Annotated in this window: 18 protein-coding genes and 1 tRNA gene; 9 read left to right on the top strand and 10 right to left on the bottom strand. The window is 41.9% G+C overall.

All coding sequences use genetic code 11. The features are described from left to right. Positions 1–27: 27 nt before the first annotated feature. Positions 28–1923 (bottom strand): asparagine synthase (glutamine-hydrolyzing), encoded by a 1896-nt coding sequence (asnB, locus tag A5877_RS13760; protein WP_061054487.1) that lies wholly within the window; start codon positions 1921–1923, stop codon positions 28–30. Between the two features lie 465 nt (positions 1924–2388). Between asnB and A5877_RS17230 the strand changes: the two genes are divergently transcribed. After that, positions 2389–2538: a hypothetical protein gene (locus tag A5877_RS17230; RefSeq protein WP_005229155.1), complete on the top strand. Its 150-nt coding sequence runs from the start codon at positions 2389–2391 to the stop codon at positions 2536–2538. Positions 2539–2597: 59 nt separating this feature from the next. Here the strand turns inward: A5877_RS17230 and A5877_RS13755 are convergent, their stop codons facing one another. Beyond that, a complete protein-coding gene (locus A5877_RS13755) occupies positions 2598–2786 on the bottom strand; it encodes a hypothetical protein (RefSeq protein WP_034872503.1) in 189 nt (62 codons plus the stop codon). A gap of 229 nt (positions 2787–3015) precedes the next feature. On the opposite strand from A5877_RS13755, the gene A5877_RS13750 reads away from it, so the two are divergent. Beyond that, positions 3016–3675, top strand: coding sequence for an Ltp family lipoprotein (locus A5877_RS13750; RefSeq protein WP_086316978.1), 660 nt, complete (start codon positions 3016–3018; stop codon positions 3673–3675). A 205-nt stretch (positions 3676–3880) separates the two neighbouring features. Here A5877_RS13750 and A5877_RS13745 read toward each other — a convergent pair. Beyond that, positions 3881–3968, bottom strand: a tRNA-Ser gene (locus A5877_RS13745). Positions 3969–4052: 84 nt separating this feature from the next. Next, positions 4053–4619, bottom strand: coding sequence for a TetR/AcrR family transcriptional regulator (locus A5877_RS13740; protein ID WP_086316977.1), 567 nt, complete (start codon positions 4617–4619; stop codon positions 4053–4055). A gap of 239 nt (positions 4620–4858) precedes the next feature. Here A5877_RS13740 and A5877_RS13735 point away from each other — a divergent pair, with 239 nt between their 5' ends. From A5877_RS13735 to A5877_RS13720, 4 genes are all read left to right on the top strand, one after another. Beyond that, the gene (locus A5877_RS13735) at positions 4859–5617 is read left to right on the top strand and encodes a threonine/serine exporter family protein (RefSeq protein ID WP_016619873.1); all 759 of its coding nucleotides are present in this window, start codon (positions 4859–4861) and stop codon (positions 5615–5617) included. Further along, on the top strand, positions 5614–6084 hold the full coding sequence (locus tag A5877_RS13730) for a threonine/serine exporter family protein (RefSeq protein ID WP_005237187.1): 471 nt from the start codon (positions 5614–5616) through the stop codon (positions 6082–6084). Before A5877_RS13735 ends, A5877_RS13730 begins: the two co-directional genes overlap by 4 nt. A 188-nt stretch (positions 6085–6272) precedes the next feature. Beyond that, positions 6273–6872 carry a TVP38/TMEM64 family protein gene (locus A5877_RS13725; RefSeq protein ID WP_005229140.1) on the top strand — a complete coding sequence of 200 codons (600 nt, stop codon included), beginning with the start codon at positions 6273–6275 and terminating at the stop codon, positions 6870–6872. A 170-nt stretch (positions 6873–7042) separates the two neighbouring features. After that, positions 7043–8845 (top strand): glycerophosphoryl diester phosphodiesterase membrane domain-containing protein, encoded by a 1803-nt coding sequence (locus A5877_RS13720; protein WP_086316976.1) that lies wholly within the window; start codon positions 7043–7045, stop codon positions 8843–8845. Between the two features lie 61 nt (positions 8846–8906). Here the strand turns inward: A5877_RS13720 and A5877_RS13715 are convergent, their stop codons facing one another. The 3 genes from A5877_RS13715 to gdhA all read right to left on the bottom strand — a co-directional run bounded on the left by A5877_RS13715 (position 8907) and on the right by gdhA (position 12277). Continuing rightward, positions 8907–9116 carry a hypothetical protein gene (locus A5877_RS13715; RefSeq protein WP_016619871.1) on the bottom strand — a complete coding sequence of 70 codons (210 nt, stop codon included), beginning with the start codon at positions 9114–9116 and terminating at the stop codon, positions 8907–8909. Between the two features lie 362 nt (positions 9117–9478). Continuing rightward, on the bottom strand, positions 9479–10825 hold the full coding sequence (locus tag A5877_RS13710) for a glucose-6-phosphate isomerase (RefSeq protein WP_005229134.1): 1347 nt from the start codon (positions 10823–10825) through the stop codon (positions 9479–9481). 102 nt (positions 10826–10927) lie between these two features. Next, positions 10928–12277: an NADP-specific glutamate dehydrogenase gene (gene gdhA, locus A5877_RS13705; protein WP_061053892.1), complete on the bottom strand. Its 1350-nt coding sequence runs from the start codon at positions 12275–12277 to the stop codon at positions 10928–10930. A 160-nt stretch (positions 12278–12437) separates the two neighbouring features. Between gdhA and A5877_RS13700 the strand changes: the two genes are divergently transcribed. Beyond that, the gene (locus A5877_RS13700; protein ID WP_086316975.1) at positions 12438–13700 is read left to right on the top strand and encodes an NAD(P)/FAD-dependent oxidoreductase; all 1263 of its coding nucleotides are present in this window, start codon (positions 12438–12440) and stop codon (positions 13698–13700) included. 137 nt (positions 13701–13837) lie between these two features. Next, a complete protein-coding gene (locus A5877_RS13695) occupies positions 13838–14875 on the top strand; it encodes a tagatose 1,6-diphosphate aldolase (protein ID WP_005237193.1) in 1038 nt (345 codons plus the stop codon). 55 nt (positions 14876–14930) lie between these two features. On the opposite strand, the gene ybaK is transcribed toward A5877_RS13695, so the two are convergent. Genes ybaK through A5877_RS13680 form a run of 3 tightly spaced genes read right to left on the bottom strand, consistent with a single transcriptional unit; the run spans position 14931 to position 17400 of the window. Further along, complete coding sequence (gene ybaK / locus A5877_RS13690; protein ID WP_005237194.1) at positions 14931–15422, bottom strand: Cys-tRNA(Pro) deacylase; 492 nt, start codon at positions 15420–15422, stop codon at positions 14931–14933. Positions 15423–15472: 50 nt separating this feature from the next. Then, complete coding sequence (gene aroD / locus A5877_RS13685) at positions 15473–16225, bottom strand: type I 3-dehydroquinate dehydratase (RefSeq protein WP_005229128.1); 753 nt, start codon at positions 16223–16225, stop codon at positions 15473–15475. 5 nt (positions 16226–16230) lie between these two features. Further along, positions 16231–17400: a class I SAM-dependent rRNA methyltransferase gene (locus tag A5877_RS13680; protein WP_042890257.1), complete on the bottom strand. Its 1170-nt coding sequence runs from the start codon at positions 17398–17400 to the stop codon at positions 16231–16233. A 237-nt stretch (positions 17401–17637) separates the two neighbouring features. Here A5877_RS13680 and A5877_RS13675 point away from each other — a divergent pair, with 237 nt between their 5' ends. Beyond that, positions 17638–19722 (top strand): LTA synthase family protein, encoded by a 2085-nt coding sequence (locus A5877_RS13675; protein ID WP_016613914.1) that lies wholly within the window; start codon positions 17638–17640, stop codon positions 19720–19722. Positions 19723–19874 lie beyond the last annotated feature (152 nt).

The following is a 19874-nucleotide window of genomic DNA, read 5'->3' as shown; positions in this document are numbered from 1 at the left end:
CAGCTTTTTTTTGCTTCCATATTCAAATCAAAGTGTTTCATAAACGATTTCTTTGGCTTCGGGAATCGATTCATCAATAAAGAATACTTTGTACCAGGTCAAGAATGTAAAGATCGTCCAGATTTTTCGCTGAAGATTCGGTTTTCCTTGGCGATGGTCTTCTAGCATTTGCAAAATCGCTGTTTGATCAAAGAAGGTTGCTGCAAAGTCTGACTCAAAAAGGGCTTTAACTGCTTCATACCCTGTTCCTTCTTTCAGCCATGCCTTGATTGGTACAGGAAAGCCTAGCTTTTCACGGTTTGCCCATTCTTTTGGCAAATGACGGTTTGACGCTTGTCGAAACACATCTTTCGTATTGTTTTGATTGATCAAATATTTCGTCGGGATCGTTTGCGCCAGTTTTTGCATCTCGATATCCAGTAACGGAACCCGTAATTCTAAAGAACTCGCCATGGACATTTTGTCTGCTTTTAACAAAATATCCTTCGGCATCCATTGATGAAGATCCAAATATTGCATCTTGTTGACCTCGTCTTTGAGACCATTGACTTTCTCATAATGAGGCGCAACGATTTCAGCAACAGATGGTCCTTTTTGATACGTTGGTTTTAAAAGCTGTAGTGCTTCCTCTTCTTCAAAGACCAGGGCTTGCCCGATAAAGAAGTCTTGGGCAGGTGCCGTTGCTTCATAAAGATGAATTCGACCATGGAAGTTTTTCATTTTGCCGATTTGACGCCCTAAACGAAAGCGGATGTTTTGCGGCAGTTTTTTCAAGCCTTGGGCAAAAACGCGAACCGCTTTAGAGTTTGTGTGGAAGCCATAGGCAGCATAACCGGCAAATAATTCATCTGCCCCTTCCCCAGATTGAACGACCCGCACTTGCTGTGCTGCTAGGTTGGCTAAAAAGTACAAAGGGACACAGCTTGGGTTAGAATCCGGTTCGTCCAAGTGATACTGAATCAGCGGAAATGCCTCAAAGGACATTTCACCATCGATGACCGCTGCTGTGTTGTTCAAGCCGAGCTTTTCCGTCAATTTGCGGGCTTCGATCGCTTCGTTGTAGGTTTTGTCATCAAACCCAATTGAAAATGAGTGATCTGGGCGCAAGACCGAGGCCACGTAACTTGAATCGACACCACTGGATAAAAATGAGCCGACTTCAACATCACTGATTTGATGAGCGGCAATTGATTCTTGGACTGCTTGATCGATTTTATCGACCCATTCTTCTCTTGAATGATTTTCTTTCACTGAAAAATCTGCATCCCAGTACTGCTTGATCGTCAATCCCTGTTCATTAAACAGATAATAATGCCCTTCTTGCAAACGATGAACGCCTTTAAAGAAGGTTTCTCCGTTCAAAGGCGAGTATTGGAACGTCAAATAAGGTTTCAACGCCTCCTGGTTTAATTCTTTCTTGAAATCTGGATGAGGCAAAAAGCTTTTGATTTCAGAGCCAAACATGAAACTGCCGTTCATTTGTGCATAGTAATACGGTTTGATGCCAAAGTGATCCCGCGCGCCGAAAAGCTCTTGTTTTTGAGTATCCCAGATGGCAAAAGCAAACATTCCCCGCAGGCGCTGCAAAACATCAATCCCCCACTCTTCATAGCCATGTAAGACTACTTCGGTATCCGCATGGGTAGAAAAGACATGACCTGCTTGGATCAATTCCTCACGCAATACTTGAAAGTTGTAAATTTCACCATTAAAAATGATTACTTTTGTTCGATCCTCATTAAAAATTGGTTGTGAGCCACCTTCTAAGTCGATGATCGATAAACGACGAAACCCTAATGCCACTCGGTCGTCGGTAAATTTCCCTGAACTGTTTGGTCCGCGATGAACGATCCGGTCCATCATGCGTTCAATAATGATTTCTTTTTGGTCTTTTGAATTGACAAAGCCGACAATTCCGCACATATTTTCACATCCGTTTTCATAATCCATTTTCATTTTTCTAAAGTAAATCATACCATAGAATTCAAGAGATACGATCTCTTTTTCAAAAAAATACAATCAATATATTTTTGCACAAAACACAATTTGAAGATAAACCTTATGATATCAAGGTTTCCAATCATCTCATACTCTCAATCTTACAAATTTGTTATCTAAGAAAATAGCTATCCTCAAAATTCTTAAGAAATTTTTTATGAATTCTATTTTTCTGAAAATATACAAAGATACTTTTCCCGAATTTACTGACTCCAGCAAACTTCTTTTGCTTCCATTCTCAGCATTGATTTCCTGAAAATAATCAGTCAGATTTGTTCGTTTGATAGTTTTATTGGACTATTGTGAAAAAAAGTGTTATTCTAACTATGGAATTTCGTTATCAACTAACCGTTGCCTTTCAATGACAAGTTTTAAGAAAGGAGAATGACTATGACATTCTATAACACAGATCTACAATATCGTGTAACTCTGGATACCAAATTGAATTTATTTATCGTTTTCGATAAAAAAGATGCGAATCATTTTGCGACTGGAATTACGATCGAGCAAGCTGTACAAGAATTGAAAAAAACTGCATAAGGAGTTTATCCAAATGAAGGATACCGATTCGTACTGAAAGCACCTCGCTAAGGAAATAATTAGCTAGGTGCTTTCTTGTTTTTTGGCTCGCTTTTGTCTGTTGCAGCATCCACTTCTTGCTTCTGTCCACTTTGCTGTTCATCTAGCTGTAAGATTTCATCAACAGATCCTTGCGTAATAAACTTACTCAATCCCTGTGCCGCAACTTTTGTATAACGCATAAAATAATCTTTTTCTTCAAAATCCATCTTCTTGCCTCCTACTGATACAACTGTGCTTTTATTAAGTTTACCATCTATTTCACTAGTCATTCTTGAGCGTCATTCCTTTAATACTTATGAATGATCCATTAATAGCATACACGTTACATTTGTCAAATCATCCTTTTCCTCTATTCATGAAAAGACAAATCTGTTTTCTGGTACAGAACATAGTACTATTGTCTTTTCAGGAGACTTTTATTTAGGAGGAATTTTTATGGCTACGTTTTTCGCCATTTTGTTTTTCATTGGATTGTTCTGTTTCGTTTTTGGCATTGTCTTATTTTATATTGGGCTTGTAAAACAAAATGCAAAACGAGATCGAAACGTTTTGATCATTGTCGCTTCCGCTTTTATTGCCTTGTTTTCTTATGGTGGCTTGTCCTTCTACCAAGATGTGACATCTTTCGATAGCATCACTGCGCAATTAAGCCTTTCTTTACGTAACGAATCAAGGCAAAGCGAATCCTTTGGCGATGCCGCTGCTTCCATGGAACAACCACAAGGAGAACAAAAAGCTGGCAACAACGAAGCAAGTAGCGCACAACAAGAAGAACCCGCGAACAACGAGCAACATACACCTGAACTTTCTCGTGAAGAAAGAAATGCACTGAATCGTGCAGAAAGATACTTATCCAGCAATGCGTTTTCTCAGTCGAGCTTAAAACGCCAACTACTCTATGAAGATTTTTCTGAGAGCGCAGCAGACTTTGCCGTAGCCACCGTGGATGCCGATTGGAACGAGCAAGCATTGAAAAAAGCGATTCGCTACTCGCAAAATTTATCCTTATCGGATGAGCGTGTGGCGAGCCAACTTTCCTTTGAAGGCTTTACTTCTGAACAAATTGAATACGCCTTATCACGTTTGCCCGATTGATTCTTTTCGTTTGTTGCAGGACCACAAGCAAAAAAGATATCGGCAAGTTGACGGAACAATTATGCTGTTTTCTAGACCGAGTGTAGGTTAATCGCTTTTCAGATGGTTATCGATCAACCTCGGCAGTCATTTATATTCTTCTGCCCACAACAAACAAAAAAGCCTATCTCGAAAGATAGGCTAAACGCTCCAAAGCGTTGGTATAAGGAGAGTACAGGATTTGAACCTGCGCGCCGGGATGAACCGGGTCGGCGGATTTCGAGTCCGCTGCATTACCACTCTGCCAACTCTCCATAACAGTTATTTTCGCTAGTTTTACAAAAAATGTCAAGAAAAATCTGCATCCAAAATGGAAATGGATACAGATTTTTTGTTCTTTAATCGAAAATATAGTTTTCTTTCTTTTCGATTACGCCTGCGATCGTCTCGTTGATGATTTTGATGATCTGATCATCGGTGGGTGTGATGATACCCGCCGACATTAAGGAAGCCAAACCAGTCACAACGATCCATGCGCCATTATGTAGTGCATTTATCGCATCTTCGGATAGATCTGCATATTTTTTTTCTGATTTGATCAAGGATTTGAAATAGGTGGATGAAAAATCATGCATCAATTTCCCACCGCCGTAGTCGTCGATAAAAAGGGCGATGTAGAGATTGTGCTGCTCTTGCGCGAAGCGTATATAATTCAGGCCTAAATCAACAAGTTTGTCTCCTGTTCGAACGACTGGAAAAACATTTTCCGATAAATCTTTGAAAACAGCCTCCACCAAGGTATTTTTTAAGTCCTGCATATTTTCGAACTCAAGATAAATTGGTTGAGTAGAAATTCCCATGTGCTTAGCGATATTCCGGGCCGTAAAGTTGCCAAAACCTTCTCTATTGATCAGTTCATAAGCGGCCTTCAAAATGTGTTCTCTTGTATAGACCTTCCTTCGCATCAATAAATCCCCCTTTTTAAATAAAACACTCCTTCCGTTATCTTATTTCTATTCACTTTGTTCACTAAAAACGAATGTTTAGTAATAGGAAATGTTCTGCTTTTTTCATTTATCACAAAAAATCCAACGGATGGCGTTCTAGTTATTTTTCAAATCTACTTTTCTTTCTTGTTGAAAACTCGCTGAAATTGTACACTAGGAGTGTAGCACGCAAATTCGATTGAAAAAGGGGTTTGGAAATGGCTGAATCAAAAGAGCTATTATTGGAGACCTGCTTATTAGCAGGGAAAATCATGATGGAAAACGGCTCGGAAGTGTATCGCGTGGAAGATACGATGAATCGAATTGCGGCAAACGCTGGAGAGCAAGGGAGTATTAGTTATGTAACAGCAACTGGACTTTTTATGGGCTTACGCAGTAGCCACTATGCACAAGTAGAAAATGTTCATGATCGAGTCATCAATCTCGAAAAAATTGTTGCCGTCAATGGGCTCTCTCGCGCCTATGCGGAAAAGAAACTTTCCTTAGCGGAACTGCATGAGGCATTAAAAAAGGTCAATCAGACAACACCAAGTTTTCCTTACTGGCTACAGGTTCTTAGTGCTGGCGTGGTCAGCAGTACCTTAATGATTATTTTTGGCGGTGCTTGGTTTGACTTTCTAGCGACCTTCGTCATTGGCTGCCTTGGCTTTTTGTGTGCGTATTGGGTCAAGAAACTGATCGACATTCGCTTTTTGGATATGTTTTGTGCCTCCTTACTGATCGGTACTTTGTCTGTCTTAGCGGTCTCTCTTCATATCGCACAAAACGTCGATAATTTGATTATCGGTGCCGTCATGCCCTTAGTTCCTGGTGTAGCAATCACCAATTCCTTTCGAGATATCTTGGCAGGCCATCTCATTAGTGGCACAGCTCGGGGAACAGAGGCCATCTTTACTGCTGCCGCGATCGGTGTCGGCATTGCCACGGTCTTCACCTTATTTGGAGGGATCTCATGACGATTTTTATTCACCTTTCCTTCAGCTTCTTAAGCACTGTAACCTTCGGCATCTTGACCAATATTCCTAAAAGAGCCTTAGTTGCCACAGGCATTGCTGGAACGGTTGGCTGGATGATCTATTGGTCATTGCAAACGATTGGCTACGGTCTAGGCAGTGCCAACTTCTTAGCCGCATTTGCCGTCGGTTGCGTCAGCATCTTTTTTTCCCGCAGAAAAAAAATGCCCATGATCATTTTTAACATTCCCAGCCTCGTTCCCCTCGTACCGGGTGGGCCTGCCTACAAAGCCGTTCGAGAATTCGCTTTGGGCGACAACTTTGTCGGTTTTGAAAATCTGATGATCGTTGTCATCACCGCTGGGGCGATTGCCGGCGGGTTCATGATGACGAGTGTGGTTGAAAAGATCGTCAATCGCTGGCAAGTGAAACGCACAAAAAAACGTCACCCGGATAAAAAAATCTCCTAAAACTATTGGCGCGCAGAAACTATAAATTTTTCTTATTTCAGACTTTAGTACAATGTTTTCTTTTCGGACTTCTTTTATAATAAAGGCATACCTTACAAAACTGTTTGACGTTTGTCATTTGTTTTACTGGATTTTTCTGGTCCCACCCCGTATAGTGAGATTATGAAACATAAAGGAGATGAAGTCCTGTGAGCATAGCAACTTCTCGTCGTATCATTAATACGATTTCTATTATTGGCTTAGGTTTATCGATCGCGTTAACCATCTATTTTATCAATCTAGGTGTTTTTAAAGATATTAATGCACTGCGAGGTCTAGTTGGAAATTCCGTTATCTTAGGACCAATCGTCTTTATCCTATTGCAGATCTTGCAAGTAGTAATCCCGATTATTCCCGGTGGTGTCTCCAGCGCTGCAGGTGTCTTGATTTTCGGTCCTTATCTAGGATTCGTTTATAACTATGTAGGAATCAGTATTGGTTCTGTCATTATTTTCCTGCTTGGCCGACGATACGGTAAACCATTCATTTTAAGTATGATCAGTGACAAAACTTACGATAAATATATCGGCTGGTTAGACAACCAAAGCCGATTTGAAAAACTTTTCGCCCTTGCAATCTTTCTACCGGTTGCCCCTGATGATGCCCTTTGTCTAATGGCTGGCTTGACCAACATGACAGTGAAGAAATTTACGTTGATTATTTTGTTGGCAAAACCTGCTTCAATTTTCTTGTACAGTATGGCATTGATTTACGGTGGAACATTCTTAACTGGTTTGTTAGGCGGATAAGAATCATATGTAAGAAAAACGATCAATTCAGCGAGCCGAACGTAAAGAAGCTGCTTTTCAAACAGGGAACTATGCCTGTGGCAAATGTGCTTCTAAAACTGTTCGGCTCTTTTTTACCGCCTTTCTAGAATAAATTGAACCACAATACTTACTTTGTTAGGATGACGACCATGAATTATTTAAAAAACAGCTTAGTCAACACGTGGGATTTTTTGAAAGACAGCAATGCCTACTTCCGTGATGTTTTATTGATGCACGGTGCCTTGTTGTTCTTAGTGATCCCGATATTATCAGCTTCCACCAAGTTCGTCTTAAAGCGCGGCGGCTTGCCTTATCTTTCTTTCGATAATATCGGTAGTATCTTTACAGATCACCCTGTTGTGTTGCTCTCATTAACCCTGATTTTGCTTTTGATCTTATTAGCCGTCTTTTTTGAATTTACTTTCTTACTGCTGAGTGTCTATTTTATCAAAAAGAAGCAGCCCATCAGCTTGCGGCAATTGTTACGAATGACTATTTTGCAATTGCGCAAATTACGGCCGATGACCTTTTTATTTTTCCTTTTTTACTTCTTACTGATTTTACCCATCGGTGGATTGAGTTTTAATTCGGATTTACTCGCAAAAATCAAAATCCCTGCTTTTATCATGGACTTTATTTTTGCCAATCGTGTCTTGATCATTGGGGCAGTGCTTTTGGTTTATGTTTTGTTGATTTACTTGGGGATTCGCGTGATCTTTGCCTTACCGGAAATGATTTTACGTGATCTGCCCTTTCGAAAAGCGATCAAAGAAAGCCTCCAAGTAACAAAACGCCGTTTTTTTGCCATCGTTGGTCAATTTGTCTTTATCGGTGGTAGTATCTTATTGATCACGACTCTGGGCTTCACGCTGCTGATTACCCTTCAAGCGGTGATTGAAGTTGTTACACCGGACTATGCGTTGTATAGTGCTGTTTTTATTATGACTTTCTTGCAGTTTATTTTGTTACTGAATGTCATTTTATCGACCGTGGCTATTTTTTACATCATCGTTGATTTCATGGATGATGAAGGCTTTTTACCAGAGATCCCTTCGTGGTTCCACCAAGAACCATTGAACCAGCGACATTTTCTAGGACTGAAAAGTTCCTTGTTTACCTTGGTCACGGTACTTTTTGGTGTTGGGGTTAGTCTGTATAATATGAACTATCTGACCTCAGCTGCTTCGATCCATCCGGTAACGATCTCCCATCGAGGGGTAAGCGACGGACAAGGGGTCCAAAATTCCCTTGAAGCGTTACGATTTACTAGTGAGAAATATCAGCCGGACTACGTGGAAATGGACGTCCAGCAAACAAGTGATGGTCATTTTATTGTCTACCATGATTTTTCTTACCGGCCTTTGACAGGCGGCAAAGGAAAACCCGAGCAATTGCCCTTGAGTTACGCCGAATCACTGACGGTTTCAGAAAACAACCAGACAGCCCGTATTCCAACTTTTGACGAGTACTTGGCGCTTGCCAATCAGTTGGACCAAAAATTACTGGTGGAGATCAAAACCCAACAAAAAGATACTGCGGCACTCGTAGATGCCTTCTTAGACCGATACCAAGAGGATTTAGTTGCAAATGGGCATATTATGCAAAGTCTCTCCTATACAGTTGTTGAAGAATTAAAAGAGAAGGCGCCTGAATTGACATCGGGATACATCATGCCTTTCAATATCGTAGGGCCGCCACTGACCAGTGCCGACTTTCTGACAATGGAATACAGTACGATCAACCGCAACTTCATCGCTTCTGCCCGGACCGATGGCAAGGAAGTGTTCGTTTGGACCCCCAATGATGCGGATACTATCAGCCGAATGCGTTTTTACGGTGTAGACGGGATCATTACTGACCAAATGGGGATTTTAAATGAAGAGTTGAGTTTGTCGGAAGAAGACATGACTTATTCAGACAAACTATTGAATTTCGTGATTGGCGTTGGCTGATCTCACACAAAGAAAAATACTGCTCACGGTGATCCGTTGAGCAGCATTTTTTGCTAGTTGGTTAGGCAACGTTCGTTTGCGTACAAATTTTATTGAAACTGACGATCATCCGACGATTACAAGCTTCTACTTGTGCTTGATCTTCTTCTTCATAACTTGAAACGACGATCAACGCCGTATGTACGTATAGTTTTTCCACCACACCAATCACAGGCTTGCTCGCCCCGACAGGTCGGCAGACATATTTTTCACCGATCGTAATATTCTCCATATGCTCACCTCAACCGTTTTCTTTCATAAAGATATAATAACAAAAAAGCATCAAATTGAAAACGTTTTATTTCAATTTATCACGCATTTGTCACCAAGAAATGACAGTTTCGTTCGTTCAAACGCACTGGTTTGTTCGTGCCACTTCTTAAAAAGCATTTTATACTAAAGAAAATCAAAAGGAGATGAGTCAAATGCCAATTATTCAAACCTGTATCTTTGGACTATTGTCTGCTGCGTTGCTTTGGGGATTAAAAGAAGACCGCTGATTTTTTGGATCAACTATCGAGGAACACAACAAACGCGAAAATAAAACAACGCCTTGAGCCAATCAGAACTGGCACAAGGCGTTTCTTTGTCGAATTATAGGCGTTCGTTCAATTCTTTTGCAAGATCTTCGAAACCTGGTTTGCCAAGTAAGGCGAACATGTTTTTCTTGTACGCTTCAACCCCTGGTTGGTCAAATGGGTTCACACCGTTTAAGTAACCAGAGATACCTACAGCGATCTCAAAGAAGTACATCGTGTAACCTAACGTGTACGCATCCATTGTAGGAATTTTTACTAACAGATTAGGTACATCCCCATCTGTATGGGCAAGTAACGTTCCTTCAAAAGCTTTCGTATTAACAAAATCAACTTCTTTTCCTTCTAAGTAGCCAAGACCATCAAGATCTGCTTCTTGTGTAGGGATCGCAATTGATTTGCGTGGTTTTTCAACTTTTACGACAGTTTCAAAGATATTGCGACGGCCTTCTTGGATGTATTGACCAAGAGAATGCAAATCTGTTGAGAAGTTTGCACTTGAAGGATAGATCCCTTTTTGGTCTTTTCCTTCAGACTCACCGAATAATTGTTTCCACCATTCTGAGAAGTATTGCATGCCTGGTTCGTAGTTGATCAGCAATTCGGTTACTTTGCCTTTGCGATAAAGGATGTTACGCATTGCTGCATATTGATACGCTTCATTTTTTTCAAGGTCGTCACTTGCGTAAGCATCGCTAGCATCTGCTGCCCCTTGCATCAAGGCATCGATATCTGCTCCGCTGGCAGCGATTGGTAATAAACCAACAGCAGTCAATACAGAGAAACGGCCGCCGACGTCATCTGGAATGACGAAGGTTTCCCAGTTTTCGGCATCTGCTTCAACTTTTACTGCACCTTTCGCTTTATCCGTTGTTGCGTAGATCCGTTTGTTGGCTTCTTCTTTGCCGTATTTTTCAATCAAACGTTCTTTGAAAACACGGAAAGCGATCGCTGGCTCAGTAGTTGTTCCTGATTTTGAGATCACATTCACAGAGAAGTCACGGTCACCAATGATTTCGATCAAATCTGCTAAGTAAGTTGAAGAAATCGAATTACCGGCAAAAAAGATTTGTGGTGCTTTGCGTTCTTCATTTGGTAACAAGTTAAAGAAAGAATGATTTAAGAAATCAATCGCTGCTTTCGCTCCTAAATAAGATCCGCCGATCCCGATCACGACTAGTACTTCAGAATCAGATTGAATTTTTTCAGCCGCTTTTTTGATACGCGCAAATTCATCTTTGTCATAATTTTTAGGAAGGTCGATCCAACCTAAAAAGTCGCTACCAGCACCTGTTCCTTCGCGTAATTGTTTGTCTGCTGCTGTAACTTGACTTTGCATGTAGCTCAATTCGTATTCGTTCACGAATGGTGCTACTTTCGAATAGTCAAACTTGATGTGTGACATGATTTGTCCTCCTTGAAAAAATAGTTTTTCATACACTACCTACTTTACGTTTTTTTCCAACTTTTTTCAAGTAATTCCTGATAGATAGCCTGTCAGGTGATTTTAGACAAGTCCTTGAGCAAACATTGCTTTAGCAACTTTTTCAAAGCCTGCGACGTTCGCACCTAACATAAAATTATTTTTTTGATCGAAGGTTTCAGCTGTATCACGGCATGCTTCATAGATCGACTTCATGATATCATCCAATTTGGCATCGACTTCGGCTTTTTCCCATTGCAATCGTTGGGAGTTTTGACTCATTTCTAAAGCAGAAACGGCTACGCCGCCGGCATTGGCTGCTTTTCCTGGGCAGTAGAAAATTCCTTCTTCAATAAAATATTCTGCTGCTTCTAATGAGCTAGGCATATTCGCGCCTTCAGAAACGACCCGGACGCCATTGGCTTTTGCACGTTTGGCTTGCGAGAGATCAATTTCGTTTTGGGTCGCACAAGGAAAGGCTAATTCCGCTGGAGTATCAAAATCCCAGACAGTTGCCCCTTCATGATATTCCGCTGATGGCCGTTCCTTGGCGTAAGCCGTCAACCGTTCGCGTTTCACTTCTTTGATCTCTTTTAATAAGGCCAGATCAATGCCGTCTTTGTCATAAATAAAACCAGAGGAATCAGAACATGTAACAGGGATCGCACCTAATTCTTGCAATTTCTCAATTGCATAGATCGCAACATTGCCGCTTCCAGAAACGATCGCTTTTTTGCCTTCAAATGTTTCACCTAAGTCTGTCAATAAATGCTTAACGAAATAAACAGCGCCATAACCCGTTGCTTCTGTGCGGTTTTTACTGCCCCAGAAGTCTAGTGGCTTACCGGTTAAAATCCCGGCATCATATTGTTTCAATCGTTTGTAGGCACCAAACAAATAGCCGATTTCCCGACCTCCGACACCAATGTCGCCAGCAGGAACATCTAGGTCAGGTCCGATATGTTTTGACAGCTCCGTCATAAAGCTTTGGCAAAAACGCATCACTTCGGCATCTGATTTGCCTTTTGGATCAAAGTCACTTCCGCCTTTGCCGCCGCCGATCGGCAGACCCGTCAAGCTGTTTTTGAAGATTTGCTCAAACGCCAAAAACTTCAAAATACTCAAGTTTACACTTGGGTGAAAACGCAAGCCGCCTTTGTAAGGCCCCATTGCAGAGTTGAATTGAATCCGATAGCCACGGTTTACTTGCCAGTTGCCTTGATCGTCTTGCCACGGGACTCTGAATTGGATAAAACGTTCTGGTTCAGTTAAGAGTGCAAGGATATTTGATTCAATATATTCTGGATGCTCCTCTAAAAAGGGAACGATCGTAGGCAAAAATTCGTCAATTGCTTGAAGAAATTCCGGTTGGTGTTGGTCTTTCTCGTGAATCTTCGCTTGAATTTCTTTCACGTAAGCTGAAGCTTTGGTCATAGTGCATTACCTCCTTTAAGATATTTTCTATTTTAAAGAAATTTTCTGAAATTGCACGCTTTTTTTTAGAATTGTCAGAATTTTTTATCATTCGAAAAAAATCGCCCTCTCCTTTCAGCAGTCATAGGCGATGTGTTACAATCCCAAAGAGGTGAGAAGAATGGAAAAAACCTATGATGTCATCGTTGTTGGTGCAGGTACGAGCGGTATGATGGCTGCGATCACCGCTGCCAAACAAGGTGCTAGGGTCTTATTAATCGAAAAAAACAAAAAAATCGGCAAGAAACTATTGATGACTGGCGGCGGACGTTGCAATGTAACTAATAATCGGCCGGTAGATGATTTAGTTGCTCATATTCCAGGAAACGGCAAGTTTTTGTATAGTACGTTTTCCCAATTCAATAACTATGATGTAATGGCGTTTTTCGCAGACTTAGGTGTCGTCTTAAAAGAAGAAGACCACGGACGGATGTTCCCTGTGACGAACAAATCAAAAACTATCGTCGAAGCGCTGCTTCAAGCAATCAACGATCATCACGTCACCCTGTTGACGAATACGGTCGTAACCAAGCTGATCCATGATGGCAGCCAAATACGCGGCGTACGAACCGAAACCGATGAGTTCTCTGCCCCAAGCGTGATTTTGACAACGGGTGGCCGCACCTATCCTTCCACGGGCGCGACGGGGGACGGCTATAAGATGGCGAAAAAAGTCGGGCATACCATTACGCCGCTTTATCCAACCGAATCGCCGCTTGTTTCAGAAGAATCTTTTATTCAAGAACGGACCTTGCAGGGCATTTCCTTACAAGACATCACCTTGAGCGTCTTGGATCAAAAAGGAAAGCCCATCGTCGCCCATACCATGGATCTTTTGTTTACCCACTTTGGGTTATCTGGTCCAGCTGCTTTGCGCTGTTCCTCTTTTGTGAACCAAGAATTGAAAAAGCAGCAACCAGTGACGGTTGTTCTGGATTGTCTGCCGACGAAAGCCCAGGAAGCCTTGACCCAAGAATTAATTCAGTCTGCGGCTTCGAAGAAACAATTGCCGAATGCTTTAGCTGGCTTTTTGCCTGAGCGCTTGATGACCTTCTTTTTGCAGCAGCTAGACTTGCATGAGCTGGTTGCTGAAAAAGCCTCACCGGAACAGTTGACGGCGCTCGCTTCCTTGATCAAAGGCTTTTCAATCACCATTGTCCGCACGTTCCCATTAGAAAAGTCCTTCGTGACGGGCGGCGGGGTCCATCTGAAAGAAATCAATCCTAAGACCATGGAAAGCAAGAAAATCAATGGCTTGTATTTTGCCGGTGAATTGCTGGATATCAATGGTTATACAGGTGGTTTCAACATCACCGCTGCGTTTTGCACGGGTCATGTTTCTGGAAAAAACGCAGCAGAAACAGCTAGTTATTTCAGTTATTGATCGACGACCCAGGTGTTGGCAGCAATATCCTTGCCGTTGCTGCCAACACCTGGATCTCCTCTCTTTTTGCTTATTAGTTGGGTTTTTCTCAAAGTAGGCGTAGACTAAAGATAGCAAGATCGAGGGAGGTTTTTTTTATGAAACGAATTTCAAGAGGTAAATTTGAACGAATGCAAAAACTTTCAAATGAGGACGGTGTGATTGCCGCACTAGCGATCGACCAACGTGGTTCCATGAAAAAAATGATGAAGGCGGCAACTGGACCGGATGACTTTACGATGGAACACATTTATGAATTCAAACAGTTGGTTTCCCAAGAACTGACCAAATATGTCAGCAGTATTCTGTTAGATGAGGAATATGGCTTCTTAGGGATCGAAGCAAAGAATCCCAATGCTGGCTTGATCCTTTCCTATGAAAAAACAGGCTATGATGTCAACACGCCGGGTCGTTTGCCAGAGATTTTACCCAATGAATCGTTGCAGCGCTTGGTGAAAAAAGGTGCGGATGCTGCAAAAGTCTTGGTTTATTATAATCCAGATGAACCCCAAGAGATTTTAGATACCAAACATGCGTTTTTGGAGCGTTTAGGTACGGAGGCACAGGCGGCCGATATTCCCTTATTTGTGGAACCGATCGTCTATGATGATGAGATCACAGATGACAAATCACCTGCTTTTGCCAAGATCAAACCGAGCAAGGTCATCCGAACCATTCAGGAATTGACGAAAGATCACTACCATATCGATATTTTGAAAGTCGAAGTACCGGTTCAGTTCGACTTAGTGGAAGGCTTCCAAAAAGAAGGCTTAGAGGCCGTCTATACGCAAGAAGAAGCAGCCAATTACTTCAAAGAAGCCAGTGACGCCGCGACTCGGCCATTTATCTATTTGAGTGCGGGAGTTCCAGCGAATGTCTTTCGCGATGAATTGACCTTTGCTGGTCAACATGGTGCCAAATTCTCAGGAATCTTAGGAGGTCGAGCAACTTGGCGCGATAGTGTGGAAATTTATGGGAAACAAGGTGCCAAAGCGTTGTTGGAATGGCTGGACACCCAAGGGAAAGAAAATGTTGAAGAATTAAACGCCATTCTAAAACAATATGCCACTCCATGGTTTGACTTTTATGGTGGTTTAGAAAATATTGAGGTTTTCGATATTGAAGTAATGGAATAAAATAGTACAAAATAATCCCCGTGAACGGCATTTCAAGATGGTTCACGGGGATTTTTTATTCGTGTTCAGGTGCCAACAAATCGGCAAAGATCGCCCTAGTCAATTGTTGCAACGCTTGTGGGGCAAGCCCCATCTGCAACCCGCGCTTTCCTGCAGAAACCACGATTTCTTCCAGTGTCTGCGCCCCACGATCAATATAAGTAGGAAAGAGCTTTTTCATCCCGATCGGCGAACAGCCGCCGCGAATATAGCCAGTCGTTTCTTCTAAATCTCTCAGATGCAGCATCTCTACTTTTTTGTTTCCACTGACTTTGGCTAACTTTTTCAGATCCACTTCTCTGTTTCCAGGAATCACAGCCACTAGCGGACCTGTTTTGTTGCCCACTGCCACCAGCGTTTTGTAGATGGCTTGCGGGCGTGCTAGTTGCACAGCGACGGATTGCGCATCGAGATGGTCTTCCGACCACTCATAGGTATATTCGTTATAAGCGATTTTCTGTTGTTCTACTTGACGGATCGCATTGGTTTTTTGTTTCTTCTTCGCCATTTTATCCCTCTTTTGTTTTGGTTTCTTTTAAGAGAAGGCCTTGGCTGGTCTTACTCATTGAGTGAAAATTCTTGTAAGTAGTTGGTCATTCGTTCGATCGGTATTTGTCCAGGTGCTGAAGCACCTTGCAACGAAGCAAAAGTAAAGACCGAACCAGTCAATGCCCCACTAACCCGGCTGATTTTCCCCAGCTCCCCCATCGACATGATCGCCAACGGCAGTTGGTTGAAGCCACGCGCTTTAGTAATGATCCCCATCAAACGTAAAACATCTTGGACTTGCTTGGGCATCATCGCTAACTTGCCAACATCGGCACCAAATTGATTCATTACGCCGATCTTTAAAATCAACACAGCATCTTCTGGCGTTTTCTCAAAATCATGATTGCTCAATATCAGCTTTACCTGTGCCTTTTTGATTTCTTGAATAAAGGCTCGACCTAAAAATTCAGCTTTCTCTAATTCGACATCGATCCAATCGATCAAGCCTGAATCAGCAGCAGCTAAACACAATTCTTTGTACTGGGTCAATGTGAACGCCCGCTCGCCCCCTTCTTCCAAGGTTCGAAAAGTGAAGAGCAGCTCTTTGTGCTTTAATGTCGTGCGAATATGTGATAACGCATCTAAGACCGCTTGCTGGTCTTCGACATGTTTGTAATGATCAACACGCCATTCGACGATCTGTGCCTCTGATTCCTCAGCAGCAATGGCTTGTTTCAAGATCTCTTCATTGGTTTTCCCAATCAATGGCACACAAATCAACGGTGTTTTCCCGTCTAACGTTACTGGTTTTGATCGGCTCATCTACTTCACTCCTTTTTCATTTGATAAAAGAATACTTTCAGATAGTTCCCTTCGGAAAAATGCTTATCTACCGCAAAATCAGCTGGTAGACGATAACTTTGAATACATTCATAAGCAACGTGTGCTTTCTCTAAGGATGCTTCGATCATTTCTTGAAACTTCCTCGGTGAAAGATTGGCCGCATTCGTTGAGGCGATCAACAAGCCATCAGGCGCTAAAATCGCCAAACTATCAGTGACTAAGTCGCCATAATTTTTCGCAACCGAGAAGACCTTTTTCTTGTTGCGGGCAAAACTCGGCGGATCTAAAACGATCACATCAAAGCGCAAGTCTTTTTTGCTGGCATAATTGAAGTAATTGAAAACATCCATGACATGGATACGCTGGGTATCTGGATCAATGCCGTTGACTGCAAATTGTTCGCGGGTCTTTTCTAGACTGCGTTTTGCCAAATCGACGCTCGTTGTTTGAGCAGCGCCACCGACAGCAGCAGCGACAGAAAACGCCCCCGTATAACTGAACATATTTAAAACCGTCTTGCCAGCTGCCAAGCCATCAACAAGTTGCCCACGAACTTCTTTTTGATCCAAAAAGATGCCCGTCATTAATCCTTCGTTCAAATACGTCGCATACGTGACGCCATTTTCCTTCACCAGTAAGGGTTCAGGTGCCGTTTTTCCATAGACCCATGCTGATTCAGGCAGATCAGACGTAAAGCGGATTTTTTCATATGCCCCTTTGATCTCGGGAAAGATTTGACGAAAAGCCGCCACGATCGCTTTTTTATGTTGATAAAGGGTGGCATTGTACCATGAAAAAACGACATACTCGCCATACAAATCTACGGTAAGTCCCCCCAATTGATCCCCCTCGCCATTAAACAGACGAAAGGCATCTGTCAGGTCATCTTGATAGTAAGCACTGCGTTTGCCTTTTGCTTTCGCAAAGCGTTGCGCAAAGAATGCTTGGTCGATCACTGTTTCTTCAAAGGATACGACCCAGCCGATCCCTTTATTTTGTTCCCCAAGATAGCCGACACCTAAGAAATGGTTGGCCTGATCAATAAAGGTGACCCACTCCTTCGTCTCGATTGCTTGTTGAAGATCTTCTCGTTGGATCAACGGATTCTTTTTGCGAAGCTTCGCTGATCCTTGCTTCGTTAGTTTTATTTTCATGTTCATCTGCTCCATTCATTCTCCTTTTTAGTATAGCAAAAAGCGACTGTATTGTCTGTATCCTTGAAAGTAAAGAAATACTTAATTCCGCGTCATGACAAGGAATTCATTTGACACGTCTTTCACAGCCTAGTAGAATGTATTGTGATGTAAAATCGTAATTTACCGGTTATACTGGAAAAAGAGAGGACGATTCCTTTGAAAAAAAATAAAGTATCCACCTTTGTGAATACAAGAATGGGCTTTTTTTTCCTATTAGCCCTATTATTTTGGCTAAAAAATATCTTTGCCTATATGGTGGATTTCCACCTAGGTATTGAAAGCAGCATTCAGTACTTCATCTTATTCATCAATCCGATCGCAACGACCTTATTGCTGCTGTCGATCGCATTGTACGTAAGAAGAACCAAAGCAGCTTATATCACCATGCTTGTGATTTATTTCCTGATGACCCTGCTGTTGTTCTCCAACGTTTCGTACTATCGAGAATTCACTGACTTTATTACCATCAACACAATGCTCGGTGTAGGAAAAGTGGCAAGTGGTCTAGGAGAAAGCGCGATTCGCTTGTTCCGTCCCTACGATGTGTTGTATTTTATTGACTTTATCGTGTTAATTGCAGCCTTTTCAATGAAGAAAATCAAAATGGACACTCGTCCTGTACGGGCACGGATGGCTTTCGCCATTTCAACATTGGCTGTCATGGTCTTTTCTGCCAACCTTTTCTTAGCAGAGGCGGATCGTCCTGAATTGCTTACTCGAACGTTTTCTCGTGACTATTTAGTCAAATATCTTGGGATCAACGCCTTTACGGTTTATGATGGGGTACAAACTTATCAAGCTTCGCAAGTACGTGCCGAAGCGAGTCCCAACGACATGAACGAAGTAGAGAGCTATGTTAAAGAACATTACGCAGAACCAAATGATGATCTGTTCGGTATCGCAAAAGGCAAGAATGTCATTTATATTCACTTAGAAAGTGTTCAGCAATTCTTGATCGATTATAAATTGAAAGATGAAGATGGCGTGGAACATGAAGTCATGCCGTTTATCAATAGTTTATACCATAGCGATAGTACCTTTAGTTTTGATAATTTCTTCCACCAAGTAAAAGCTGGGAAGACCAGTGATGCCGAAACATTATTCGAAAATTCCCTGTTTGGATTGAATCAAGGAGCGTTATTCACTCAACTGGGTGGGAAAAATACCTTTGAGGCAGCTCCAGATATTTTAGGTCAAACGCAAGGCTATACCAGTGCTGTTTTCCACGGAAATACCGGTACCTTCTGGAACCGAAATGAAACCTACAAACGGTTTGGCTATGATTATTTCTTCGATGCATCTTATTATGATGTCAATGATGAAAATTCATTCCAATACGGCCTACATGACAAACCGTTCTTTGAACAATCCGTACAATACTTAGAACGTCTGCAACAACCGTTCTATTCAAAATTCATTGCGGTTTCTAACCACTACCCATATTCTGAATTTACCAATGAAGAAGGCGGCTTCCCGCTAGCGAACACTTCTGATCAAACGATCAATGGCTATTTCGCAACCGCGAATTATTTGGATAAAGCCGTGGAAGAGTTCTTCAATTACTTGAAAGAAAGTGGCTTATACGAAAACTCAGTCATCGTTTTATATGGTGACCATTACGGAATTTCCAATTCTCGTAACCGTAACTTAGCAGAATTGCTTGGAAAAACAAGTTCTACATGGACAAACTTTGACAATGCCTCGTTACAACGTGTGCCTTATATGATTCATATTCCAGGACAATCAAACGGCGGCATCAATCATACGTATGGTGGCCAAGTCGATGCCTTGCCAACCCTATTGCACTTACTGGGTGTGGATACATCAAACTATATCCAATTAGGACAAGATTTATTCTCTGATCAAAACGAACAACTGGTTGCCTTCCGCGATGGCGACTTTGTGACACCAGACTACACCTACTACAGCAGTACATTGTATGACAATCGTACCGGCATGCCGATCAACGATCCATCCGATGAATTGCAAGCCAAAGTCGATGAATGGAAAGCCAAAGTCGACAAGCAGCTTTCGGTTTCTGATCAGATCAATAATGGTGACCTTTTACGATTCTACGCGAAAAGCGGTCTAGAAGAAGTTGATCCTTCGACCTATAACTACAAAGACGCCCTTCAGCAAATGATGGACATTGAAAAGAATCTAGGCAGTGATTCAACTAGTGCCTTTTCTCAAAATGGCAATCAATCGACCGTCGATCTGTATCAAACAAAAACCTTCCAAGAATACCAGCAGATGACGGAACAAGATAGCGGCGAGTAAAGTAAGAACAACCAATAATCAATCCAGTAAGGCACCTGCCTTGCTGGATTTTTTTGCACTATTTGATAGGAAAAAGTCGAACTTTCTTGCCACTTTTTTAGCTTCGATATTTTACTACAAGAACTTCATACTTTATTCAAACTCCCCTTTTA

It is taken from the genome of Enterococcus sp. 3C7_DIV0644 (assembly GCF_002141235.1).
GTDB lineage: Bacteria > Bacillota > Bacilli > Lactobacillales > Enterococcaceae > Enterococcus_D > Enterococcus_D entomosocium.
Note: the sequence above shows the minus strand (reverse complement) of the source record. Positions and strands in the feature narration are given on the sequence as shown.

What these genes read in the sequence shown, in the direction of transcription:
- A5877_RS13755 (WP_034872503.1), bottom strand. Translation starts at nt 2,786, where the DNA reads ATGGATTTTGAAGAAAAAGATTATTTTATGCGTTATACAAAAGTTGCG.
- gdhA (WP_061053892.1), bottom strand. Translation starts at nt 12,277, where the DNA reads ATGACCAAAGCTTCAGCTTACGTGAAAGAAATTCAAGCGAAGATTCAC.
- A5877_RS13680 (WP_042890257.1), bottom strand. Translation starts at nt 17,400, where the DNA reads ATGAAAATAAAACTAACGAAGCAAGGATCAGCGAAGCTTCGCAAAAAG.
- A5877_RS13675 (WP_016613914.1), top strand. Translation starts at nt 17,638, where the DNA reads ATGGGCTTTTTTTTCCTATTAGCCCTATTATTTTGGCTAAAAAATATC.
- A5877_RS13730 (WP_005237187.1), top strand. Translation starts at nt 5,614, where the DNA reads ATGACGATTTTTATTCACCTTTCCTTCAGCTTCTTAAGCACTGTAACC.
- asnB (WP_061054487.1), bottom strand. Translation starts at nt 1,923, where the DNA reads ATGTGCGGAATTGTCGGCTTTGTCAATTCAAAAGACCAAAAAGAAATC.
- A5877_RS13710 (WP_005229134.1), bottom strand. Translation starts at nt 10,825, where the DNA reads ATGTCACACATCAAGTTTGACTATTCGAAAGTAGCACCATTCGTGAAC.
- A5877_RS13720 (WP_086316976.1), top strand. Translation starts at nt 7,043, where the DNA reads ATGAATTATTTAAAAAACAGCTTAGTCAACACGTGGGATTTTTTGAAA.
- A5877_RS17230 (WP_005229155.1), top strand. Translation starts at nt 2,389, where the DNA reads ATGACATTCTATAACACAGATCTACAATATCGTGTAACTCTGGATACC.
- A5877_RS13735 (WP_016619873.1), top strand. Translation starts at nt 4,859, where the DNA reads ATGGCTGAATCAAAAGAGCTATTATTGGAGACCTGCTTATTAGCAGGG.
- A5877_RS13700 (WP_086316975.1), top strand. Translation starts at nt 12,438, where the DNA reads ATGGAAAAAACCTATGATGTCATCGTTGTTGGTGCAGGTACGAGCGGT.
- aroD (WP_005229128.1), bottom strand. Translation starts at nt 16,225, where the DNA reads ATGAGCCGATCAAAACCAGTAACGTTAGACGGGAAAACACCGTTGATT.
- A5877_RS13750 (WP_086316978.1), top strand. Translation starts at nt 3,016, where the DNA reads ATGGCTACGTTTTTCGCCATTTTGTTTTTCATTGGATTGTTCTGTTTC.
- A5877_RS13715 (WP_016619871.1), bottom strand. Translation starts at nt 9,116, where the DNA reads ATGGAGAATATTACGATCGGTGAAAAATATGTCTGCCGACCTGTCGGG.
- A5877_RS13695 (WP_005237193.1), top strand. Translation starts at nt 13,838, where the DNA reads ATGAAACGAATTTCAAGAGGTAAATTTGAACGAATGCAAAAACTTTCA.
- ybaK (WP_005237194.1), bottom strand. Translation starts at nt 15,422, where the DNA reads ATGGCGAAGAAGAAACAAAAAACCAATGCGATCCGTCAAGTAGAACAA.
- A5877_RS13740 (WP_086316977.1), bottom strand. Translation starts at nt 4,619, where the DNA reads ATGCGAAGGAAGGTCTATACAAGAGAACACATTTTGAAGGCCGCTTAT.